The 20343-nt window shown below is 50.0% G+C and carries 17 protein-coding genes; 2 read left to right on the top strand and 15 right to left on the bottom strand.

Annotated elements, in window-relative coordinates:
- Window positions 1-17: 17 nt before the first annotated feature.
- The 10 genes from dnaK to gpr all read right to left on the bottom strand — a co-directional run bounded on the left by dnaK (window position 18) and on the right by gpr (window position 12220).
- Window positions 18-1862: a molecular chaperone DnaK gene (dnaK, locus tag AC50Y3_RS10295; protein WP_494818684.1), complete on the bottom strand. Its 1845-nt coding sequence runs from the start codon at window positions 1860-1862 to the stop codon at window positions 18-20.
- 66 nt (window positions 1863-1928) lie between these two features.
- Complete coding sequence (gene grpE / locus AC50Y3_RS10290; protein ID WP_494819219.1) at window positions 1929-2495, bottom strand: nucleotide exchange factor GrpE; 567 nt, start codon at window positions 2493-2495, stop codon at window positions 1929-1931.
- Window positions 2496-2557: 62 nt separating this feature from the next.
- Window positions 2558-3583 (bottom strand): heat-inducible transcriptional repressor HrcA, encoded by a 1026-nt coding sequence (gene hrcA, locus AC50Y3_RS10285; RefSeq protein WP_494818683.1) that lies wholly within the window; start codon window positions 3581-3583, stop codon window positions 2558-2560.
- A gap of 302 nt (window positions 3584-3885) precedes the next feature.
- Window positions 3886-4968 carry a C40 family peptidase gene (locus AC50Y3_RS10280; RefSeq protein ID WP_494818682.1) on the bottom strand — a complete coding sequence of 361 codons (1083 nt, stop codon included), beginning with the start codon at window positions 4966-4968 and terminating at the stop codon, window positions 3886-3888.
- 192 nt (window positions 4969-5160) lie between these two features.
- Window positions 5161-5622, bottom strand: coding sequence for an N-acetyltransferase (locus AC50Y3_RS10275; protein WP_494818681.1), 462 nt, complete (start codon window positions 5620-5622; stop codon window positions 5161-5163).
- Window positions 5623-5731: 109 nt separating this feature from the next.
- Entirely contained in the window at window positions 5732-6889 is a 1158-nt protein-coding gene (gene hemW, locus AC50Y3_RS10270) for a radical SAM family heme chaperone HemW (RefSeq protein WP_494818680.1), read from the bottom strand.
- A 127-nt stretch (window positions 6890-7016) separates the two neighbouring features.
- Entirely contained in the window at window positions 7017-8834 is a 1818-nt protein-coding gene (lepA, locus tag AC50Y3_RS10265) for a translation elongation factor 4 (protein ID WP_494818679.1), read from the bottom strand.
- Window positions 8835-8900: 66 nt separating this feature from the next.
- Window positions 8901-9383 (bottom strand): hypothetical protein, encoded by a 483-nt coding sequence (locus AC50Y3_RS10260; protein ID WP_494818678.1) that lies wholly within the window; start codon window positions 9381-9383, stop codon window positions 8901-8903.
- Window positions 9384-9410: 27 nt separating this feature from the next.
- Entirely contained in the window at window positions 9411-10730 is a 1320-nt protein-coding gene (spoIIP, locus tag AC50Y3_RS10255; protein ID WP_494818677.1) for a stage II sporulation protein P, read from the bottom strand.
- Window positions 10731-11212: 482 nt separating this feature from the next.
- A complete protein-coding gene (gene gpr / locus AC50Y3_RS10250; RefSeq protein WP_494818676.1) occupies window positions 11213-12220 on the bottom strand; it encodes a GPR endopeptidase in 1008 nt (335 codons plus the stop codon).
- 188 nt (window positions 12221-12408) lie between these two features.
- On the opposite strand from gpr, the gene rpsT reads away from it, so the two are divergent.
- The gene (gene rpsT, locus AC50Y3_RS10245; RefSeq protein ID WP_210663126.1) at window positions 12409-12681 is read left to right on the top strand and encodes a 30S ribosomal protein S20; all 273 of its coding nucleotides are present in this window, start codon (window positions 12409-12411) and stop codon (window positions 12679-12681) included.
- A 65-nt stretch (window positions 12682-12746) separates the two neighbouring features.
- Here rpsT and holA read toward each other — a convergent pair whose 3' ends face one another.
- From holA to AC50Y3_RS10225, 4 genes are all read right to left on the bottom strand, one after another.
- Window positions 12747-13763 (bottom strand): DNA polymerase III subunit delta, encoded by a 1017-nt coding sequence (gene holA / locus AC50Y3_RS10240; RefSeq protein WP_494819218.1) that lies wholly within the window; start codon window positions 13761-13763, stop codon window positions 12747-12749.
- A 251-nt stretch (window positions 13764-14014) separates the two neighbouring features.
- The gene (locus tag AC50Y3_RS10235) at window positions 14015-15136 is read right to left on the bottom strand and encodes a zf-HC2 domain-containing protein (RefSeq protein WP_494818675.1); all 1122 of its coding nucleotides are present in this window, start codon (window positions 15134-15136) and stop codon (window positions 14015-14017) included.
- Window positions 15133-15681: an RNA polymerase sigma factor gene (locus AC50Y3_RS10230; RefSeq protein WP_090980011.1), complete on the bottom strand. Its 549-nt coding sequence runs from the start codon at window positions 15679-15681 to the stop codon at window positions 15133-15135. Before AC50Y3_RS10230 ends, AC50Y3_RS10235 begins: the two co-directional genes overlap by 4 nt.
- A gap of 331 nt (window positions 15682-16012) precedes the next feature.
- Window positions 16013-16972, bottom strand: a complete 960-nt coding sequence (locus AC50Y3_RS10225; RefSeq protein WP_494818674.1) for a D-2-hydroxyacid dehydrogenase — start codon at window positions 16970-16972, stop codon at window positions 16013-16015.
- A gap of 171 nt (window positions 16973-17143) precedes the next feature.
- Here AC50Y3_RS10225 and AC50Y3_RS10220 point away from each other — a divergent pair, with 171 nt between their 5' ends.
- Entirely contained in the window at window positions 17144-17461 is a 318-nt protein-coding gene (locus tag AC50Y3_RS10220) for a hypothetical protein (RefSeq protein WP_494818673.1), read from the top strand.
- Window positions 17462-17508: 47 nt separating this feature from the next.
- Here the strand turns inward: AC50Y3_RS10220 and AC50Y3_RS10215 are convergent, their stop codons facing one another.
- Window positions 17509-20232, bottom strand: a complete 2724-nt coding sequence (locus tag AC50Y3_RS10215) for a ComEC/Rec2 family competence protein (protein WP_494818672.1) — start codon at window positions 20230-20232, stop codon at window positions 17509-17511.
- Between the last annotated feature and the right edge of the window lie 111 nt (window positions 20233-20343).

Genomic DNA, 20343 nt, shown 5'->3' with positions numbered 1-20343 from the left:
AACTTAATTTACACTACTTACTTCTTGTCGTCTACGACTTCATAGTCAGCATCGACTACGTTATCTTTTCCTCTGGAGGAGGATTCGCCGCCTGCTTCAGAACCTGGGCCTTCAGCGCCGCCTGCAGCTTGTGCTTGCTCATACAGCTTCACGGAAAGCTGTTGCACGATTTCTGTCAACGCTTCTGCAGCTGCATTGATTTGTTCTACATCGTCTGTTGCCAGCGCTGCAGTCACTTTCTCTTTAGCTTCGTTCGCTTTCGCGATTTCGCCTGCATCTACTTTATCGCCAAGATCTTTGATTGTTTTGTCAACGGAATATACGAGCTGGTCAGCCGCATTCTTCGCTTCAACAAGCTCACGACGTTTGCGATCTTCTTCAGCGTTCAATTCCGCATCTTTCATCATGCGATCGATTTCTTCCTCGGACAAACCGCCGGAAGATGTAATCGTGATTTTGTGGCTCTTGCCTGTGCCTTTATCAAGCGCAGATACGTTAACGATACCGTTGGCATCGATATCGAAGGTAACTTCGATTTGCGGTACGCCGCGCGGAGCCAGTGGAATATCACCAAGTGTGAAGCGGCCAAGCGTTTTGTTGCCTGCGGCCATTTGACGCTCACCTTGAAGCACGTGGATTTCTACGCTTGGTTGGTTATCCGCGTAAGTGGAGTACACTTGGGATTTGCTTGTAGGAATTGTAGTGTTGCGGTCGATCATCTTCGTGAACACACCGCCAGCTGTTTCGATACCTAGGGACAATGGAGTTACGTCGAGCAATACAACGTCTTTCACATCGCCTGTCAGTACGCCGGCTTGAACTGCTGCACCAAGTGCTACAACCTCATCCGGGTTAACGCCTTTATGCGGCTCTTTGCCGATCAATTTCTTAACTGCTTCTTGTACTGCCGGAATACGAGTCGATCCGCCGACAAGAACCACTTTATCGATATCGCTTGGGGACATGCCAGCATCGCTCAATGCTTGACGAGTTGGACCAAGTGTGCGCTCTACAAGGGCATGCGACAATTCTTCGAACTTCGCACGAGTCAGGCTAAGCTCCAAATGCTGTGGAACGCCGTCTGCCATTGTAATGAACGGCAAGGAGATTGTCGAAGTCAATACGCCGGAAAGTTCTTTCTTAGCTTTCTCAGCAGCATCCTTCAAACGTTGTACTGCTGCTTTGTCTTTGGAAAGGTCTACGCCTTGTTCCTTCTTGAATTCGGATACCAGGTAGTCGATGATTACTTGGTCAAAGTCGTCGCCGCCCAGACGGTTGTCACCGCTTGTTGCTTTTACTTCGAAGAAGCCATCGCCAAGCTCAAGGATGGAAACGTCGAACGTACCGCCGCCAAGGTCATAAACGAGGATCGTGTGATCTTCCGTTTTCTCAAGACCGTAAGCAAGTGCAGCAGCTGTAGGCTCGTTGACGATACGAAGTACTTCAAGACCTGCGATTTTACCCGCATCCTTCGTTGCTTGACGCTGACTGTCATTGAAGTAAGCCGGTACCGTGATTACTGCTTGTGTTACCGTTTGGCCAAGGTAAGCCTCAGCATCTGATTTCAGCTTTTGCAGAATGATTGCGGAAATTTCCGGAGCCGAATAATCTTTGCCGTCGATAACTTCTTTATGGCTGGAGCCCATGTGGCGCTTAATGGACATGATTGTGCGGTCTGGGTTTGTGATGGCTTGACGTTTTGCCGATTCACCGACAATACGCTCGCCGTCTTTCTTGAAACCAACAACAGAAGGTGTAGTACGATTGCCTTCCGGATTTGGGATTACGACAGCTTCGCCGCCTTCCATTACCGCAACGCAAGAGTTTGTTGTACCAAGGTCGATACCAATTACTTTACTCATAATTAAAGTTCCTCCTCAAAGGTATATATTTTGAACGATCACAATCATCTATAGGCAAGCTGATCGTTAACCGCTGACTTTCACCATAGCGGGACGCAGCACTTTATCCTTCAGGACATAGCCCTTTTGCACTTCTTCAACAACGACGCCTTCTTCATGCTCGTCGGATTCGACTTGCATAATGGCTTGATGGAAATCCGGGTTAAACGGCTGTCCTACCGCATCCATCGCTTTCAGTCCCTCAGCTTCGAGCACTTGCTCAAGCTGGCGGAAAATCATATCGACGCCCTTGGAGAACGATTCACCGTCGCCGCCGTTCTTCGCAGCTTCAATAGCGCGGCCAAAGTTATCAACTACCGGCAGAAGCTGCCCGATTAGTTTCATGGAAGCATACTGCCCAAGCTCTTCCTTCTCTTTCATCGTACGACGACGGAAGTTGTCAAAGTCGGCTTGTGCTCTTAAGTATCGCTGTTGGTTCTCTTCGGCTAATTTCTCAAGAGCCTCTACGCGGGAATCTTCTGCGCTTCCTTCTTCTTGGGGAGCTGCCGTTTCTTCGTTCACCGTTTCTTGCACTTCGTCAGCTGCACGGTTCTCTTCATGTTTATGTTCTTCATCTGTATGCTGTTCATTCACAGACACGAGCGCTTACACCTCCTGAAAGTAATCCCTAATGCCTTCACACATGCTAATTTACGTCATTTGTACCATCGGCCGAGCAGAACCGCCATATCCTTGGACAGTAAATCCAGCAAGCTGATGACTTTACCGTAATCCATTCGTGTCGGTCCCAAAATCCCAATCGTGCCCAGCTGTTTGCCTTGTGCCGAATAAGTCGCCGTAATCAAACTGCAGTTGTTGATCGCCTCATGGGTATTCTCTGTTCCGATACGAACTTGAATACCGCTTGGCAGCGTGCTGAACATCTGCATAATGGTCGGCGTCTCGTCAAGCAGGTCGAGCAGCGTCTTTACTTTGTCGACATCCTTGAACTCCGGCTGTGTCAGCATGTTCGTTGTCCCGCTTAAGAATACACGGTGGTCGTCTTCGCTCATTAATGCGTCGTCGAGTACACCGAGCAGTCGCTCGCATTGATCCGCATAACGGCCAAGCTCTTGACCGACTTCGGAATACAGCTTCGATTTAAGGCGCGCAATTGGCACCCCGATCAATTTGCTGTTTAGAATGTTAACAGCCTGCTGCATTTCCTCCATGCTCATATCATCCGGCAAGGAAATCGTACGGTTCTCAACATGACCGGTGTTGGTAACGATAATGGCTACCGCCGTGTCATCGCTGATGGGAACGAGCTGGAAATGCTTCAGCGAATTCGTAAACGTCTCCGGCCCAAGCACGATGCTCGTGTAATTCGTCAGATTGGACATAATCATGGCTGCATGTTGAATAATCTGTTCCATTTGGTTCACTTTCTCCGTGAAGAAGGAGCGAACCGTCTGCATATCCTGTTCGTTAACTTGACTCAGTCTTACAAGATGATCGACGTAATAGCGGTAGCCTTTAATAGATGGAATGCGACCTGCCGAGGTGTGAGGCTGTTCCAGAAATCCGAGCTCTTCCAAATCAGCCATCTCGTTACGAATCGTTGCCGGGCTAAAGCTGACATCGCTTCGTTTCGAAATGCTGCGTGAACCAATTGGCTCCGCTGAGCGGATATAATCGTCTATGATGACATTCAAAATCATTCGTTGCCGTTCAGTTAACATCGCAGTCCCTCCCGGTTTCTCAAGGTCAATTCGTGCTGTTGCTGCTTCCCTTAATTACGGTCATCCCTTTGCCGTTAGCACTCGTTATCGATGAGTGCTAATCATTACTACAAAAATACCAAAACCGCTTGCCAATTGTCAAGTCAGTTCGCTATTTTGGGCCAGAAGAAGGCAGTTGTTTACATAAAAAAGCCACATTTCACGGCAGTAATGTCTCTGCGACTTCTTCGTAATAAAAAAGCCGTCTCAAAAGTTAGCGTTAGCCTGCACACTTTCGAGACAGCATTGTTTGGTTCGTTCCTTTAGAGTACTCTTCTTCCCCACAAAATCCGCCTATCCCAGCTCCCTTCCAGTTCAGTAATCGTGACGCCGGGACTTCCATACGTATGAATGACCTGATTGTTACCGATATAGATTCCGACATGGCCGACAATTTTGTTGCTGCTGTACCTGCCGGGGGTGTAGAAGAAAACAATATCGCCCGGAATGAAGTTCGCCTTGGTCAAGTATTTGCCGATCTTCGATTGCGCTCTTGATGAACGCGGCAGCTCAATGCCTACATGATCAAAAACATGCTGCACAAACGACGAGCAATCGAACTTGCGGCTCTTGGCATATGGTGCTGCATCGAATTTGTATGGGATCGCCATGAATTGCTTGGCAAAAGATATGACCTTCTCCGCATCTGCGCTGGGTTCTATATTCCCCCCCGAGTTTCCATTGGGATTCTCGCCTGGGTTCTCGCCGCCTGTGTTTGAATCAGGATTGTTATCGGGATTGTTATCCGGGTTTGGCCCCCAATCCGGATTCCAATCCGTATTTCCATCTGTGTTGCCATCTGTATTCGGGTCCCATTGCGAATCATTCGTGTCGAGCGCCTTTGCTCTAATCGTGTTCCTTCGCACACTTAACGCAGATGATTGTTTGGGCTTATCCACCGGGGGAGGTGTGACCACGATGGAGTTTAGCTTTGCATCCCACTCGAGCGGCGTTTGCCAAAGCTGCGACAACGAGCTCATTTCCAAATACAGCTTACGATCGATTAGCTGTGGTGCCTCATGCAGCATAATTGGCTCGTCTCCGACGTTAGCCTGCTTATCATTCAGATTGAATCTATATATGGGATCCGTATACCCCATCGATGCGGACCTGCTTGTTGGTTCCATCTCGTATCTATAGCCGAACAGCTCCGCGGCTTTATCAGCCGGAATCCAAACCTTCCCGTTTCTCATCTTATAAGGTGTCGTTATCGCCCCTTGATGACCTTGCAGCTGTAAATTAACGAGCGAGCCGCTTGCGTTATTCTTCTCTACATGCGCATTCTCTTTAACCGAACAAGAGGCCAGAATTAGCGCTACGGAGATGAAGATCATTAAGCGTTTCATAATTTGTGTATCCTCCTGTAAGGGTTGCTGATCTCATGCTGTCAGCTTGTATTGTTCCCAATCAGGTCTTTTTTATGGCCGATCGCAGGCTGAAACAAACAAAAAAGCCACTGTGACCTTTTCGAAAAGGCACGGTGGCTTGTTCATTATATTAAGCTTGTCGTTGCATCATGGTTGGTTGTTGGATCTGCCTTAGTTCAACGTTCTAAGTACGGCGATTTCGTCACAAGCATGCTGTTTCGGGCAGTGGATACAGTCCGTCCATACCTTCTCGGGAAAAATCTCCTTGTTGACGATCGTGAAGCCGTTCTTCTCGAAGAAATTGACTTCGTAAGTCAGTGCCATCACTTTAGGGATGTTCTGCTCCTTAGCTTCAAGCAGTAATTGATCAACAAGCTTGCTGCCAATACCAAGCCCTTTGTAGCCTTCAGATATGCCTAGCGAGCGGATCTCAACGAGGTCAGTGCCCAGCTGTGTTAACGAACCGCAGCCGACAACTTCACCTGAAACCTCCGCCACAACGAATGTATGAATTTGACGCTTCAGCATATCGCGAGATCGCGGCAGCATAATTCCTTTCTCGGCGTACCCTGCTATTAAATCCACTAATGTTTCGATATCATTCTCGGTCGCCTTTCTGCATACCGCTTGCATCCCACTCGCCTCCGCTTCCATAAACTCTATAGTAAACTGCGTTTAACACGAATAAATATACACCAACATGAATGTTAACACAAGAATAATTTGACCTGATCCGCTCACTTTATCCGCTGATAAAGGCACCGAATACTTCGTTGCCAAGCGGGATTCCCTTCTCAGACAACCGATAACCGCCGCCATTGCCTTCCGTAGGTTCAATTAGCCCCTGCGAGAGCACTGCTTGGAGCGCCTCACCAAACACACTTTCGATCGTTTGACCGGGAAATTGAGCGGAGAAACGATCATTGTTCACGCCTTCAAGCATGCGAAGTCCAACCATCATGAAATCTTCCATCGCTTCATGCTCGGAAACCGGGTTCGTTTCAAGCCGCGGAAGCCGCTGCGCTGCCGCATCAATGTACGGCTGAATCCCTTTAATATTGACATGCCGCTCGCCTTTTGCATAACCGTGTGCGCCTGCACCAAGACCATAATAAGGCTCGTTACGCCAATACGTAATATTGTGTCTGCTCTCGTGACCCGGCTTTGCGAAGTTGCTGATCTCATAATGCTGAAAACCTTCCGCTTTAAGCCGATCAATCAGATGCATATACATCGCAAGCTCATCCTCTTCCGGAGGAAGCGGCAGTTCATTGCGCTCATATAATGTATGGAACAACGTGTTCTCTTCCACCTTAAGACCATAGAGGGAGTAATGTGGAAGTCCTAATTGCAGCGCACGATTCACGCTATCCGATAGCTGTTCCACGCTCTGTCCGGGAAGGCCGAACATGAGATCGATCGATAAGTTGCTAAAGCCTGCCGTTCGCGCATTGTCGATGCTGCGATAGACATCATCGACATTGTGAATGCGGCCGATCCGCTCCAGCAGCCCGTTATCAAACGACTGTACTCCGAAGCTGATTCGGTTGACGCCGCCTGCCTTCATAGCTGTCAGCTTGTCCAAATCCGTTGTTCCCGGGTTGGCTTCCATCGTAAATTCCGCATCCGGATGAATGGGGAAATATTTCTTTACGGAAGTCAGAAAACGCTCCATCTGAGGCGGTGTCAGCACCGTAGGCGTGCCGCCCCCAACGAAAACCGTAAGGATTTCTTCCGGTGGAAGCACCTCGACTGTACGCGCCATCTCGCTCTCAAGCGCATCCAGATAAGCGTCTACCGGCTGCCCGCGAAGGACATAAGACGTAAAATCGCAGTAGTGGCACTTGTTCGTGCAAAAAGGGATATGAATATAAAGCGCCTTCGGCGCATGGTTAAACATTAGCGATTGTCACCTCCACAGTAAGGGAATTCGTATCAATAAAGTGAAACTTGTACATTATCATTAGAATGAAGAAAGGGAGCACGATGGCTCCCTCCCCAGAACAACGTCTCTAACTTGATTGATTCTAATCCTCGTCGATCTTAAGTACGGCCATGAATGCCTCTTGCGGCACCTCAACGCTGCCGACTTGCTTCATCCGTTTCTTACCTTCCTTCTGCTTATCAAGCAGCTTCCGCTTACGGCTGATGTCACCGCCGTAACACTTGGCAAGAACGTTCTTACGCATCGCTTTAACGGTTTCACGAGCGATAACCTTCGTTCCGATCGATGCTTGTACCGGCACCTCGAACATTTGACGAGGGATCAGCTCCTTGAGCTTCTCGCAAATGATCCGTCCGCGGTGATAAGCGCGGTCACGGTGAACGATAACGGACAAGGCATCCACCTGCTCGTTGTTGAGCATGATGTCCATCTTCACAAGCTTGGACTGGCGATAGCCGGACAGCTCGTAGTCGAAGGAAGCATAGCCCTTCGTGCTTGATTTCAATTGATCAAAGAAATCATAAACGATTTCAGAAAGCGGCATATCGTAGGTGATCGTTACACGGTTCGTGTCCAGATATTCCATGTTGACGAATTCGCCGCGTTTATTCTGGCAAAGCTCCATAATCGCCCCAACGTAATCATTCGGTACGATGATCCCTGCTTTTACGAACGGCTCTTCAACATATTCAATCTTACCGATATCCGGATAGTTGGACGGGTTGTCAATCTCCATCACTTCGCCGTTAGTCAGAGTGACGCGATAAATTACGCTTGGCGCTGTCGTAATAAGAGGGATGTTGAACTCGCGCTCAATCCGCTCTTGGATGATCTCCATGTGAAGCAATCCCAAGAATCCGCAGCGATAACCGAAACCGAGCGCAGTAGATGACTCCGCTTCATATCGAAGCGACGCATCGTTGAGCTCCAATTTCTCCAGCGCATCGCGAAGATCGTTATAATCCTGCGTTTCAATCGGATACAGACCGCAGAAAACCATCGGATTGATCTTACGGTAACCAGGCAGTGCTTCTAAAGCCGGTTTCTTCGCATCAGTAACGGTATCCCCGACACGAGTATCCTTAACGTTCTTGATCCCTGCAACGACGAAACCTACGTCGCCTACAGCCAGCTCGTCAACGATGCCCATACGAGGCATGAAGGCACCGACTTCGATAACTTCGAACTCTGCTCCTGTTGCCATGAAGCGAATTTTCTTACCTGCTTTGATACTGCCGTCGATAACACGCACATACACGATAACCCCTTTGTAAGGATCGTAGTGCGAGTCGAAAATAAGGGCTTTAAGCGGATTGTCCGGATCACCTGTCGGTGCGGGAACTTTGCTGACAACCTGCTCCAATATTTCCTTGATGCCGATGCCCGCTTTCGCAGAGGCATGTACAGCTTCGCTTGCGTCAAGACCGATAACATCTTCAATTTCCTGTTTCACGCGTTCCGGCTCTGCGCTTGGCAGGTCGATTTTGTTCAGTACAGGAATAATCTCCAGATTATTGTCGAGTGCCAAATATACATTGGCCAGCGTTTGCGCTTCGATACCTTGCGCGGCATCGACAACGAGCAAAGCACCTTCACAAGCAGCCAAGCTGCGCGAAACCTCGTACGTAAAGTCTACGTGTCCCGGTGTATCAATCAAATTCAAAATGTATTCAACACCGTCGTCGGCCTTGTAACCGAGTCTAACGGCTTGCAGCTTTATCGTGATGCCGCGTTCGCGCTCCAGATCCATTTGATCGAGCACTTGCTCTTGCATTTCTCTTGATGACAACGCGCCGGTGAATTCAAGGATCCGGTCTGCCAGCGTTGATTTCCCATGATCGATATGGGCGATAATTGAAAAGTTGCGAATTCGTTTTTGTCTGTCTCGTACGTCCGCCATGCTAAACCCCCAGAGGTACCTAATTGCTAATCATTCTTATAAGTATAACAGCTTGAGGGGTCACCATCAATCCGTTACCGATTCAAAAAACGAAACGACCATCCGAATCCCCTTCGCAGACACCGTTTGAAGCACCCCAGCCGTCCCATCTGCAACCTTATTAACCGTCGCATCGCTGCGCAAATCAGGTAATCCTGTCAAACGTTTATTGAGCTCTTCTTGGAGCTTCCGTTCATATTCCAGGCGGATTTCCTCTTCTGTTTTCCCGTGCTGCGCATCTGCGACAGTGCGTCTTTGTATATTCTGATCTGCTTGATTCTCGGGGAGCTGCTCAATGTCAGTTGAACCCGAAGCACCGGATACAGAGGATTCATCTTCGTTCTCAGTCAGCACGGAGGACGAATATCCGGCAGGATTTACGGCTTGCACGCCTCCTTCGACGGGTCCATACACACGGTCGATACCGCTCGAAGCCATATCTATACCAAACAAAATGATGAGCGCAACCGCTCCTCCTACCAGTGCCATTTTCATCGATTGACGACGCATTCGTTTCACTCCCCTATGTTTTAACTTTTATTTCGCTTTCGATAACGGTGCTGTCACTTTCGCTGAGTCCCAGTAGATGTCCGATATAACCTTCGCCAGCACATCAATGGTCCGATAGGATTCCTTCAACGTGTTGTCTACTCCGCCAACCTCAATCAAAACACTGTCAGGCGAGAGCGATTGGTTATATTCCCCGTTGCCGCTAGCAGTCGTTTTACCTAAAATCCCGCGCGAGAGTCCCGGATATTTCTTTTCCAGCGCCTCGTGCATGCGGTTCGCCAATGCTTCATTCTGCTTCCAATTGGGATTGGCCAGCCCGATGATGAAGAAAACCTCCGCATACGTTTCCCCGTTAATGGTGATCGTCGTATTTTTGCGCCGCAAGGAATCTCGGTGGATATCAAAGAAGAATTTGAGATCGTTATTTTTGGCCATCGCATCGACGACCGTTTTCTTCGAATACTTATAGGATAGGAGCCAATTGTAGTTTTTAATCGCCGTTACATAATCTGTGGAAGATTGTTGTGCCCCGATACCGCTTTTCTCCAGTTGAAAAGCAAGGCGTTTGCCAAGAAGCGTGATGTTCTTCACAGGCGATTCTGCGTATTTCTTACTGCTGATTTCCGGGAACCAGGATTCCCGACTGTGCGAGTGGTAGATAAAAACGACCTTTTTGCCTGCGGTTGTCGGATTCGCCGGACTTACAGGCTCTACTTGCTCCGGATCTGTCTCCGGCTTTGTATCTACCGGCGGATTCACCGGCGTCGTCGGCTGTTCACCAGTATCTGTGCCGGTATCCGGTTCCGTTACGTCCGGCTCCGTATCTCCTGTTTCATGATCCGGCCTGCCCGAATCCGTAACCGGAAGCCCTGTTTCGTCACTGACTTCCTCTTGACCCGGAATCGAATCATGATCTCCGGATTCGACTACCGCATCCGTACCCGTTCCCGGTCGCAGGATGACAGTAGTGTCGCCGCTCATGCCGGGATATTGACTTGCTAACAAGCTCCTCGGATCTTCCGGATTAATGTCGGTCAGCAGCCGAAACAGAAATGTACTGATCTGTCGGCCGTTAATGGCCGTTCTCGGCGAACCATCGCTTGTTCCCGGCAACTCCATGGACAGCATGTCTTTAAATAATCCGCCGGATACCGCAGCCGCGAACCCTTTCATAGATGAAACCGGCGATGACGCGGCATTCTGATGCACAATCGCGCCGACGCCTACTACAATGACAAGGATCATCGATCCCAATGACAACAACGCAAAGGTACGGCCTGCTACAAGCAGCTGACGCAAACGCATGCTGCCTTTAGCAAGGTTCAGGGTGACAATCAATCGTTTCATTCCTTGTACTCCTCCCAGTTCCAATTGTGGCATTGCCTCATCGCGCACTAGGCTAGTATCACTTTATGAGGCAAGCGAATTTAATAGAACCGAAAGTTTACTAGAGTTGGAGAATCGCTAGATTGCTAGAGTAATAGATTTGGTAGAGTTGGATATAGGGATTGGGGATTGGGGATCGCATTCTGCGAAAATCTAACGAACCGTAGGGGCCTTATTTGCGAATAATCGGCTCACAAATACTCAAAAACCGTCAAATAGCTCCCCTACGATTCGTTAGAATAATTTCGGAGTCAATATTGGTGAAATAAGCGATGTACGGTTCGTTAGAGCATTGGAACACTATTACCGGGATGTAAAAATCAAGCGGAGCCACCCCCTCCAACAGAAAAGGCTGCCAAAAAAGCGATAGCTCGCTTTTCCGACAGCCCCAAAGCACTGTGTGCACTTCTTTTATGTTGACACTTGATTCAATAGCAACAGACCTAATGTGTATAAGCAGCTACATTCGTTTTATCGACTGCCTCATGCAGTGCAGCGTTCAATCCGCTTGCCACGATGTTGGCAATATCCTCGATGAATTGGTCGATTTCTTTCGGAGTCACAAGCAGATCATGGCCTAGCGGACCAAGTGCCTCACGCACAAGCTGAAGCCGCTCATTCTCATCGATAGAATCAAGCAAGCCAAGGAAACCGTCTGCCTTCCCCGCCGCATGCTTCTTCAAATGATCCCGCATAAGATCGATGCTGTTGCTCACAATCGTTGACGCATACAGCACAGTCGGAACACCGATTGCAACAACAGGAACCCCCATGATTTCCTTCGTGATCCCACGCCGCTTGTTCCCGATCCCGGAACCCGGATGAATACCGGTGTCTGCAATTTGAATCGTCGTGTTTACACGCTCAAGCGCTTTAGATGCAAGTGCATCAATTGCAATGATGAGATCCGGTTTCGAGCGATCCACGATCCCCTGTACGATGTCGCTCGACTCAATACCTGTTATGCCAAGCACGCCCGGCGCAACTGCGCTTACATTTCGGTAGCCCGGTGCGACTTCCCCCGGCATCAGCTCAAAGAAGTGGCGCGTAACAAGCGCATTCTCGACAACGATCGGACCGAGCGCATCGGGCGTGACATTCCAGTTGCCAAGTCCGACGATTAAAACATTCGCCGTCTTGCTGACGCCAATTCGCAGTAGAAACTCCGCAAACTCCTGCGCCAGCTTCGTAGCCACGCGGTCTTGCAGTACGGTGTCTTGCTTACGCAGCTCCGGCACTTCGAAGGTCACGTAGTGACCTATCATTTTGCCCATAATTCGGGAGCCTTCTTCAGTGGTTACTTCAAGTCTCGTGATCGTAATACCGTCATCCTCCGATACTTCGGAGAGAACACCGGGTACCGGGCCGTTCCCGGCTGCCTCCGCATATTCCTTCGCTTCAAGCGCCAAATCGATTCCCACGTTAAACTCTTGCAGATCAAGCTCGCTCATGATATAAGGGCGCTCCTTCCATCCGTTTGTGTCTAGTTTGCGAAAGCGGACCTCGAATTATGCGGTTACTGTCGTTTTAGGTGGATTCAGACATGAACGAACTATTGCTTTTTGGTCATGCCCATGATACACTATGTCAAGTTGTGTTGTTACAAAGGGATTCTCCCTTTTTACAGGAGGTGAATGCAATGCCAAACATTAAATCCGCAGTCAAACGCGTTAAAACTATCGAGAAACGCCGCGCTTTGAACGCTTCGCAAAAATCAGCTCTTCGCACGGCCGTTAAAACTGCTGATCAAGCTGTTGTTGCTACTGATGTTGATGCTGCTAAAGCAGCTCTTATCAATGCTACAAAAAAGCTGGATAAAGCCGTAACTAAAGGCCTGATTCATAAAAATGCAGCTGCTCGCAAGAAGTCGCGCCTGGCTAAAAAGCTTAACGCACTTAGCGCACAAGCCTAATCAATCAAACGAAAGTCCTGCTCTTACGCCTAGTGCGTAAAAGCAGGACTTTTTTTATGTCCATATTAAGCGGCAAGCGAGAGTAGAAACAGCTCCAGCCCCAGCGTCTTATCGATGCGCCCCGTCTTCATACTGTAATCCAGCTCTGCCAGCTTGTTCAGATGTTTCCCGAGGGTCTGTGCAGTAAACCGTTTCGCCTTCTCTGCGGCCAGCTTGACGGCGTAAGGATGCAAGCCCAGCTGTCCTGCCATCTGCTGCGGGGAATAATTATGCTGCTCCAGCTCTTTGACCTGCAGCATAATGCGGAATTGCCTTGCAATCAAAGCTGCGATCTTAATTGGCTCTTCGCGACGGAGCAGCAGCTCGCCATATAATTTAAGGGCACGGTCCACTTGCAGCGAAGCCATCGCGTCAATAAGCGCGAACACGTCCTCTTCTACCGTCGATGCAATCAAATGCTCCACATCGCTGCTGCTGATGGAGCCTCCGCTGCCGGCATGCAGACAGAGCTTGTCCACTTCATGCGCCAGCTGCTGCATGTTGGTTCCCGTGCGCGCCAGAAGCAGCTGTGCGGCGTCACGGCTCATCCCACGTCCCTGTTCCTCCGCACGCTTAACTGTCCACTGTAGAAGTTCATTCTCCTGGAGCTCTTGAAACGGAATTAAAGCATCCTGCTCCTTTAACAGCTTTACCACCTTACGGCGTTCATCCAGCTTCTCAGCCATGACTTGGAACACAATGACGCTGCTCTCACAAGGCTGCTTCAAATAAGCAATCAGGGTGTCTGTTCCATGCTCAAGTTTCCCCTCTTTGCCTTGTGCCGCAGCGAGCACGGAGGAATCCCGAATTAGCACCAGCTTGCGCGATGCGAAGAAAGGCAACGTTTCGGCCTCTGCTACTGCCTCTTCTATAGGTGTTTCCGATGTATCGAATTTTACTAGTCCCAGCTCTTGCTCGTCAGGAGGCAGCAGTTTATCCGTTAAACTCGACACGAACTGCCGCATGCGATATCGGTCTTTTCCGTAAAGTACATAGACGGGACGAATCGTTCCCGCTTTCAATTCCTTCATGACATCTTTCATTTCCACGGCACAAGTCCCCCTTTAACCACCAACCCTACGATAGCGCCATTTTGCAAAAAACGCAACAAAGGGATGAAGTCAGCATGCGACTCATCCCTTTGTCCCCGAACATCTATATAAACACTCGCTAGCATACGGTCCATGGCACCGGCTGCGAATGGTCATACGACGTCAAGGTGCCGTCCTATGACTGGTTTCCTGCTCCCTACACCATACGCGAACATCCCGTAAAGTGTGCATCAGCTGCCACATTATTTAATAGATTGTACTTGTTGCTCGGCTTCTTTCTTGGGATCAACGGAGAATATCTGTTTGACCCCATCGCCATCGTTAGCCTCATACGTTAACAACGCACTGTCTTCGGACCACTTCAAATTCGCAATACCTGCCCGTTTGACACCTTGGAAAATCATTAAGCTGTCTTGAACGGTATAGATGCGAACGGTATCCTCGACAATAAATGCTTGGTACTTGCCATCCGGCGAGATTGGCGAAGCCATGATTAAGTGATTAGCCCCAATGTCAGTACTCTTATTGCTTGCCGACGTATTGGCGTTATCCGCTTTACTGTTCGCAGCCTGATCTCCGGCAGCGCTGTCCGTAGCAGCAGCGGTATTGCCGGAATCGGAATTGCTTGAACGGGAAACCTCGTAGTTAGGGGACTGGCCTTTTACTGCAGGTGCCCCGCCATCGGTTTCCGTTGTAAGCGGCGGCATCACTTCACCATTCGGATCGACATTGCGGCTCTCCGCTTTCATCATCGTTTTCGTATCCGATGTAGAAGCCAATGGTGCAGCCGTTTCAGTCGTGATCTCGTTGGCAGCAGCCGAATCGTTCGTTGAGTCTGCCGATTGATCCGTACTGACTATAGAATCGGCTGAAGACGTATTCTGTGCCGTATCATAAGTATCGGATGAAGCTGTCGACATATCCGGTGCAGAATCGTCGCTCATCGAGCGGCTCGGGTCGTAATTGACGAGAAACAGCCCCGCTATGATGCCTGCTGCGATAACGCCGCCAATTGCACGAATCGAGAAGCGATCCGTCCATCTTCTCTTCTCCGAGTTTGGCGCAATTCGTCTTGCCATTGCCGATTGATCCGCTTCACGGTCTTGCATAGGAATATCGCCTTGAATGGTATCCTGAGCGACTTGAAGCTCTGCCAGTCGTGGCAGTATCGCATCCACTAAACTGTAGCTCGGCGTGACCCTCGGCAGGTTGGTTAGTCCGGAGGAGAGCGTTTCAAGCCGTTCAAGCATGGCTGCACATTCCGGGCAATGCCGTGTATGAGTCATCAAGAATTCGGCTTCCTGCTCATCCAGATCGCCGTCAAGCTGCCTTTGCATATATTCCATCACCTCTTGACAATTCATCCTCGGACACCCCCTCTCTGATAATCATGCAGGTATGTTTGCAGCTGTTGTCTTGCCCGGAATAAATAAGATTTGACCGTATTCAGCGGCAGATCAAGTGAATCGGCGATTTCATTGTACGAGAAATCCTGCAAATAACGAAGAACAACAACGGCCCTATGATGCTCAGGCAGTTTGTCGATCGCTTTGCGGATATCCTGCGCAGCATAGGAAGTAAGAACTTCCTCTTCAACCGATTGATTATCCTTGAACACCATCTCATGCTCGTCAATGGATACAGTCGGTTTGGTTCGACGAAACTTATCGATACATATGTTAGTTACGATCCGCTGTACCCAGGTTTTAAACTGGGCTTTCTCTTCATAGCTGCCGATTTTCGTATAAATACGAATAAGTGCTTCTTGAGCCGCATCCATAGCATCCTGCTCATTGCCTACAATATAATAGGCTGTCCGGTAAACATGATTCTCAATCTCGCGCAATAGAGAAATAAGAGCGTCGCCATCGCCGGCTTGTGCGGCTTTAATAAGGCCTGGCTCTACCACGGAGGATCCCCCCTTGCAACCTTTCAGACGGAAAGGTTTATTATAATGTTGCACCAAGCCTAAACATTTCTTTATAAAAATTTAAGCTGTTGTGATGGAGCTAAATCAAAAATAAAGACCAACTGCCAAAAAAGTGAGGATAATCGCCGTTTTCGGGCCGATCGGCAGTCTTTTTTCAACGAGAATTTAGGAAGAACGATGCATTTCCGCTTCCATTTGAAGAAATGATGAAGGAAAGCATACTATTCAAAATGATAGCAGAAAATAGAACAACCGTACACCCTACTAGAAATTACCAGTAGGCGTACGGCTTTTGGACTACTAACAAAAATCAGTATTGCGCTTGCCAGTCGACCACGTTTCGGCAAGGTTTTCCATGAGCGCTGTAATGCTTTAAGTTATCGAGCACTATGGATAATGCCCGGTCCATATAATAAGGTGTATTTCCTGTTTCATGCGGGGTTAGAATAACATTCTCCATGGTCCACAAAGGATGATCTTGAGGCAGCGGCTCCTGCTCGAATACATCGAGTCCCGCTCCGCCGATCCGCTCCGACTGCAGAGCATCAACCAGGGCTGCTGTATCCGTTGTGCCGCCTCGGCCAATATTAATGTAAATCGCGGATCGCTTCATGACCGCAAACTCTTCCTTGCCTATGACGTGCCTCGTTTGCGCAGTCAGCGGCAAGCAATTCACGATGTAATCGCTCTGTGCGAGTACTTCATTAAGTTGTTCCATGGTGTACATATGGTCTACCCATTCGGCAGGCTCGCCCGACTTGCGAACGCCAAGCACGTTCATGTTAAACGCTTGGGCCAGCTTAGCCGTTTCAAGCCCGATCGCGCCTGTCCCGAGAATCGCAATGGTCTTCCCATGCGCTTCACCCATATTCTTCGATGGTTTCCACGTTTGCGTTTGCTGGTTACGAATCGCGAAATGTACGTTTCTTGTTAAGGATAGAAGCATGGCAAAGATCGATTCCGAGATCCCGTTCGGATGAACACCGGAAGCTTGAGTCAGTGTGACGCCGAGAGCTTGCAGCCGATCCAGAGGGATATGGTCAACGCCTGCGCCTAAGTTTTGCAGCCACCTAAGCGGTATGCCGTCTGCATGAATGATTTTGAGCACATCACGGTTCCAGCCCAAAATAACTTCTGCCTTCATTAGAGCCGCTCTTGCCTCATCAGAGTCAAAGCCGCTAACACTACGATAATCCAAGCTTGGACAAGCATCTTGTATAGCCTTCACTTGTTCTCCGTCAAAAGGATGTACGGACACAATCGTTCCCATGGTCTTGATCCCCTTCCCTAACCGTTCTTTGCCACAGATTACCACCGCTCCAAGAACGATGTCAAACCGAAACCGTTGAAAGTCGAACAAAAAAGAGCAAGGGAGATTTGATCTTCTTCTTAATCTAAGTATAATATGAGGTAGACAAGCGCACGAAAGGAGCCCTCCACGATGACTAAGACCAGCAATTGGTTTGACGATTATTTGGACCTCTACAACTTTGCCAAACAGCTTGGCGATCAGCAGTGGCAGGAAGAGCTGCTTGAAGCGATGCATCAGAAGAATGCATCGGACCGCGAAGAGGCTGTACGAAGTGCCAAAGAAGAGCTGTGGCATAAATTCAATACGATCAACCATCAAATGATGGATCTGCTTGCACAAATGAAGCAGAGCAGCGATCCCGCGGAGGAAAGCACGATTCGCGAGCTGATTGGAACGTTGAAGCTGCAGCGCATGGATTTGGCGAAGAAAATTAAATCACTTCACTAAATAGATTACACATAAATGCGTTTCCCCGGTGCCTTGCAGGATGACTGCTAGGTACCGGGGATTTTTTCTCTGTGGGTAATGGCTTGATCCGGGCTGATGCGGAACTGAATCTCGCCGTGCCAATCTGTTCGGCGTATTTGAATGGTTGCCGCGACTAATCGATCCATCACATCCTGTGCCGGATGACCGTATGTATTGGTTCGTCCGACGGAGACGACCGCCCACCCAGGCCTCCAATAGTTGAGCCATTGAACGGAGGTGGAGGTTTTGCTGCCATGATGGGAGATTTTCATGACGTCGATTGGTGAGCTTGAAACCCGTGAAACCATTAGAGGCTGTAAAGTCTGAAGCTGCCCTAGCAGCAGCTTCTCTTCCTTTCCGTCCGCATCACCAGTAAACAGAAACCTGCGGGTATACAACTCGAAGAGTAAAGCAACGCTTTGGCCATTCTGCTCGTCCTCTTCGGTAATTTTATCGGTAGCGCCAGGCGCTAAACCGAGCACCTGAATTGTCGTATTGGAATCGAGTTGCCAGTTCAAACCTGCGGTACTTTTATAGAGAGGAATACCTTTATCAACCGCCATGCGCAGCAGCTTGATCGAATCCTCCGAATCTTTCAGCGTCCCATTCCATAAAATCGCCCTTACCTTGATATCACTAAGTACGGCCTGCAGACCCTTGATATGGTCGCTGTCAAGGTGCGATAGAACGAGCAGATCAAGCTGGTGTACGCCACGCTTCTGCAGCAGCGGCACGAGAAGCTTGCGGCCTACTTCATAGGGATCTCTACGCTCCCGCCACGCCTCCTTACGTCCGAACTGAACAGCCCCTCCGCCATCGATTAAAATTCGCTTCCCGCCTGAACTGCGAATCAGAACCGCATCCCCTTGACCCACATCGATAAAATCGACATACGCATTTCGGTCCCTAATGTCTGGGTAGTAAGCCCATAATAAAAGCAGCCCTAGACTGATAACGGAGAGAGACAGAAGAAAGATGCTGCGTCTGCGAGCTCGCGGCGATTCTGATGGCGACATGTCTATGAAGGAAATGACCGGTGACTCCGTATGACTAGGACCAAGGATTGGCTGTGTGAGGTCCATGCCTGATAAGGAATGTGAGTATAAAGGAGAGATCGAATCCAAATTTAAAGACGAATCCAAGCTAAAACCGGAAGTCGAGGTTTCTTCCGAAGCGCGCTGTCGATGACGCTTCATCCTTCCAAGCAAAACAAAACTAATCCAGAGCCATCCATAGTAACTCACTACCCACCACAGCGGCGGTGTTGCCCAAATCAATCGGAAGCTGTTCCAACTACTCAGCTGTGTAACAAAAGCAAACGTCAATTCATTACCCAATACGGCTACTTGTGACAGCAATGCACCAGCCGGATGCCATAAAGCACCGAGCAAGATCGAAGCACCGCCCAGCGGCATGACGATAAAGCTGATGAACGGTACGAGCACCAGGTTCGCGCCGATCGAGAGCAGGTGTACGGCGTTGAAATAATAAATAGTAACCGGCAGCGAGACGAGCTGTGCGACCACAGTGACCGTGAGCAAATCGAGCAGGGAGCGCGCCCACCAGCGCTTCCCGGCAGGCAAGCAGCCGCGCACAGGCGGCACGCCGAGAATGAGACCCGCCGTCACGAGGAATGACAGCTGAAAGCCGACGTTTCCGAGCATGTACGGGTCGAAGGCGAGCATGAGCAGCGCGGCGGCGGCCAGTAAATGCAGCCCGTCGCCGAGCTTGTGGAGGCGCGCGGCGGCCAGGCCGAGCACGGCCATAATGCCGGAGCGCACGACCGACGGCGAAGCTCCTGCGAGGAGCACATACAGCGGCACCGCCGCCATGAGCAGCAGCAGCATGCGCTCCCGCGTCATTCGCGTTAAGCGCAGCAGGCCGCCGAGCATGTAGAGGAATACGGCGACGTGCAGGCCTGAAATGGCCAGGATGTGCGTAAGCCCCAGCTGCGCAAACCGGCGGTACACGGCGGGATCGAGATCGTCGCTTATGCCGAGGACGAGGCCTTTCATGTACCCGGACTGGAGGTCCGGATACAGCTTGTCCATTTGCGCTCCAAGCGAGGCGCGCACTTCATCGACATAGCGGAGCAGCGCGGCAGGAGACAAACGCGAACCTGCGCTTACCTGCACCGACATAGCGCCATCCACACTGAACTGCCAATGGATGTGCTGGTTGTTCAAATAGCGGCGATAATCGAAGCCGCCGAAATTCGTGGCAGCCATAGGCGCGGACAGCCCACCAACAGCCGACACCTCCATTCCACGCTTCCAACAAGCTGCATCAGCGAGTTCGGTCTCTGCTGCAAGCCGCACTTGCACCTGTACTCGCTCGCCTCCCAACAGTGTCGAACTGTTTTCCCCATCCAACTTAACCTCATCTACAGCAACGCGGAACCGAACCTGATCACCGTCAAGCTCAATCGGTGAAATAATAATGCCGCTGATCTTCGCCCCGAACACGGCTGAACCGGCAGGAACAGCTTCATACGCAGTCGCCTGAAGCTCCGGAAGAGCTGTGACATTACGCGCATCCACCCACATTCGCTCTCCGGCCGCAGCCATGAAGGCGGCCAAGCATGCAGCAACGAGCGGCCATGAAGCACGTTTCAGCAGTCCCAACGCGAGCAAGGCGGCAAACAAAGCTGAACCGGTCAAAAAAACGCCGCTGTCCATCAACCCCGCAGCGGCACATGCTCCGAGCACCCAACACACCGTAAACCAGATGAGCGGTCTTCGCGCCCCCATCCGCCCATCTCCTTTCGTTCAAACCATACAAAAAAACCTCCGTCCATACCTACGAAAGCCGTCTGAGATGATCCATTAAGGATCATACAGCGCTCTTCCTTAGGCACGGTC

This window comes from Paenibacillus sp. J22R98, from assembly GCF_059383835.1.
This window is presented reverse-complemented; position numbering and strand designations above follow the sequence as displayed.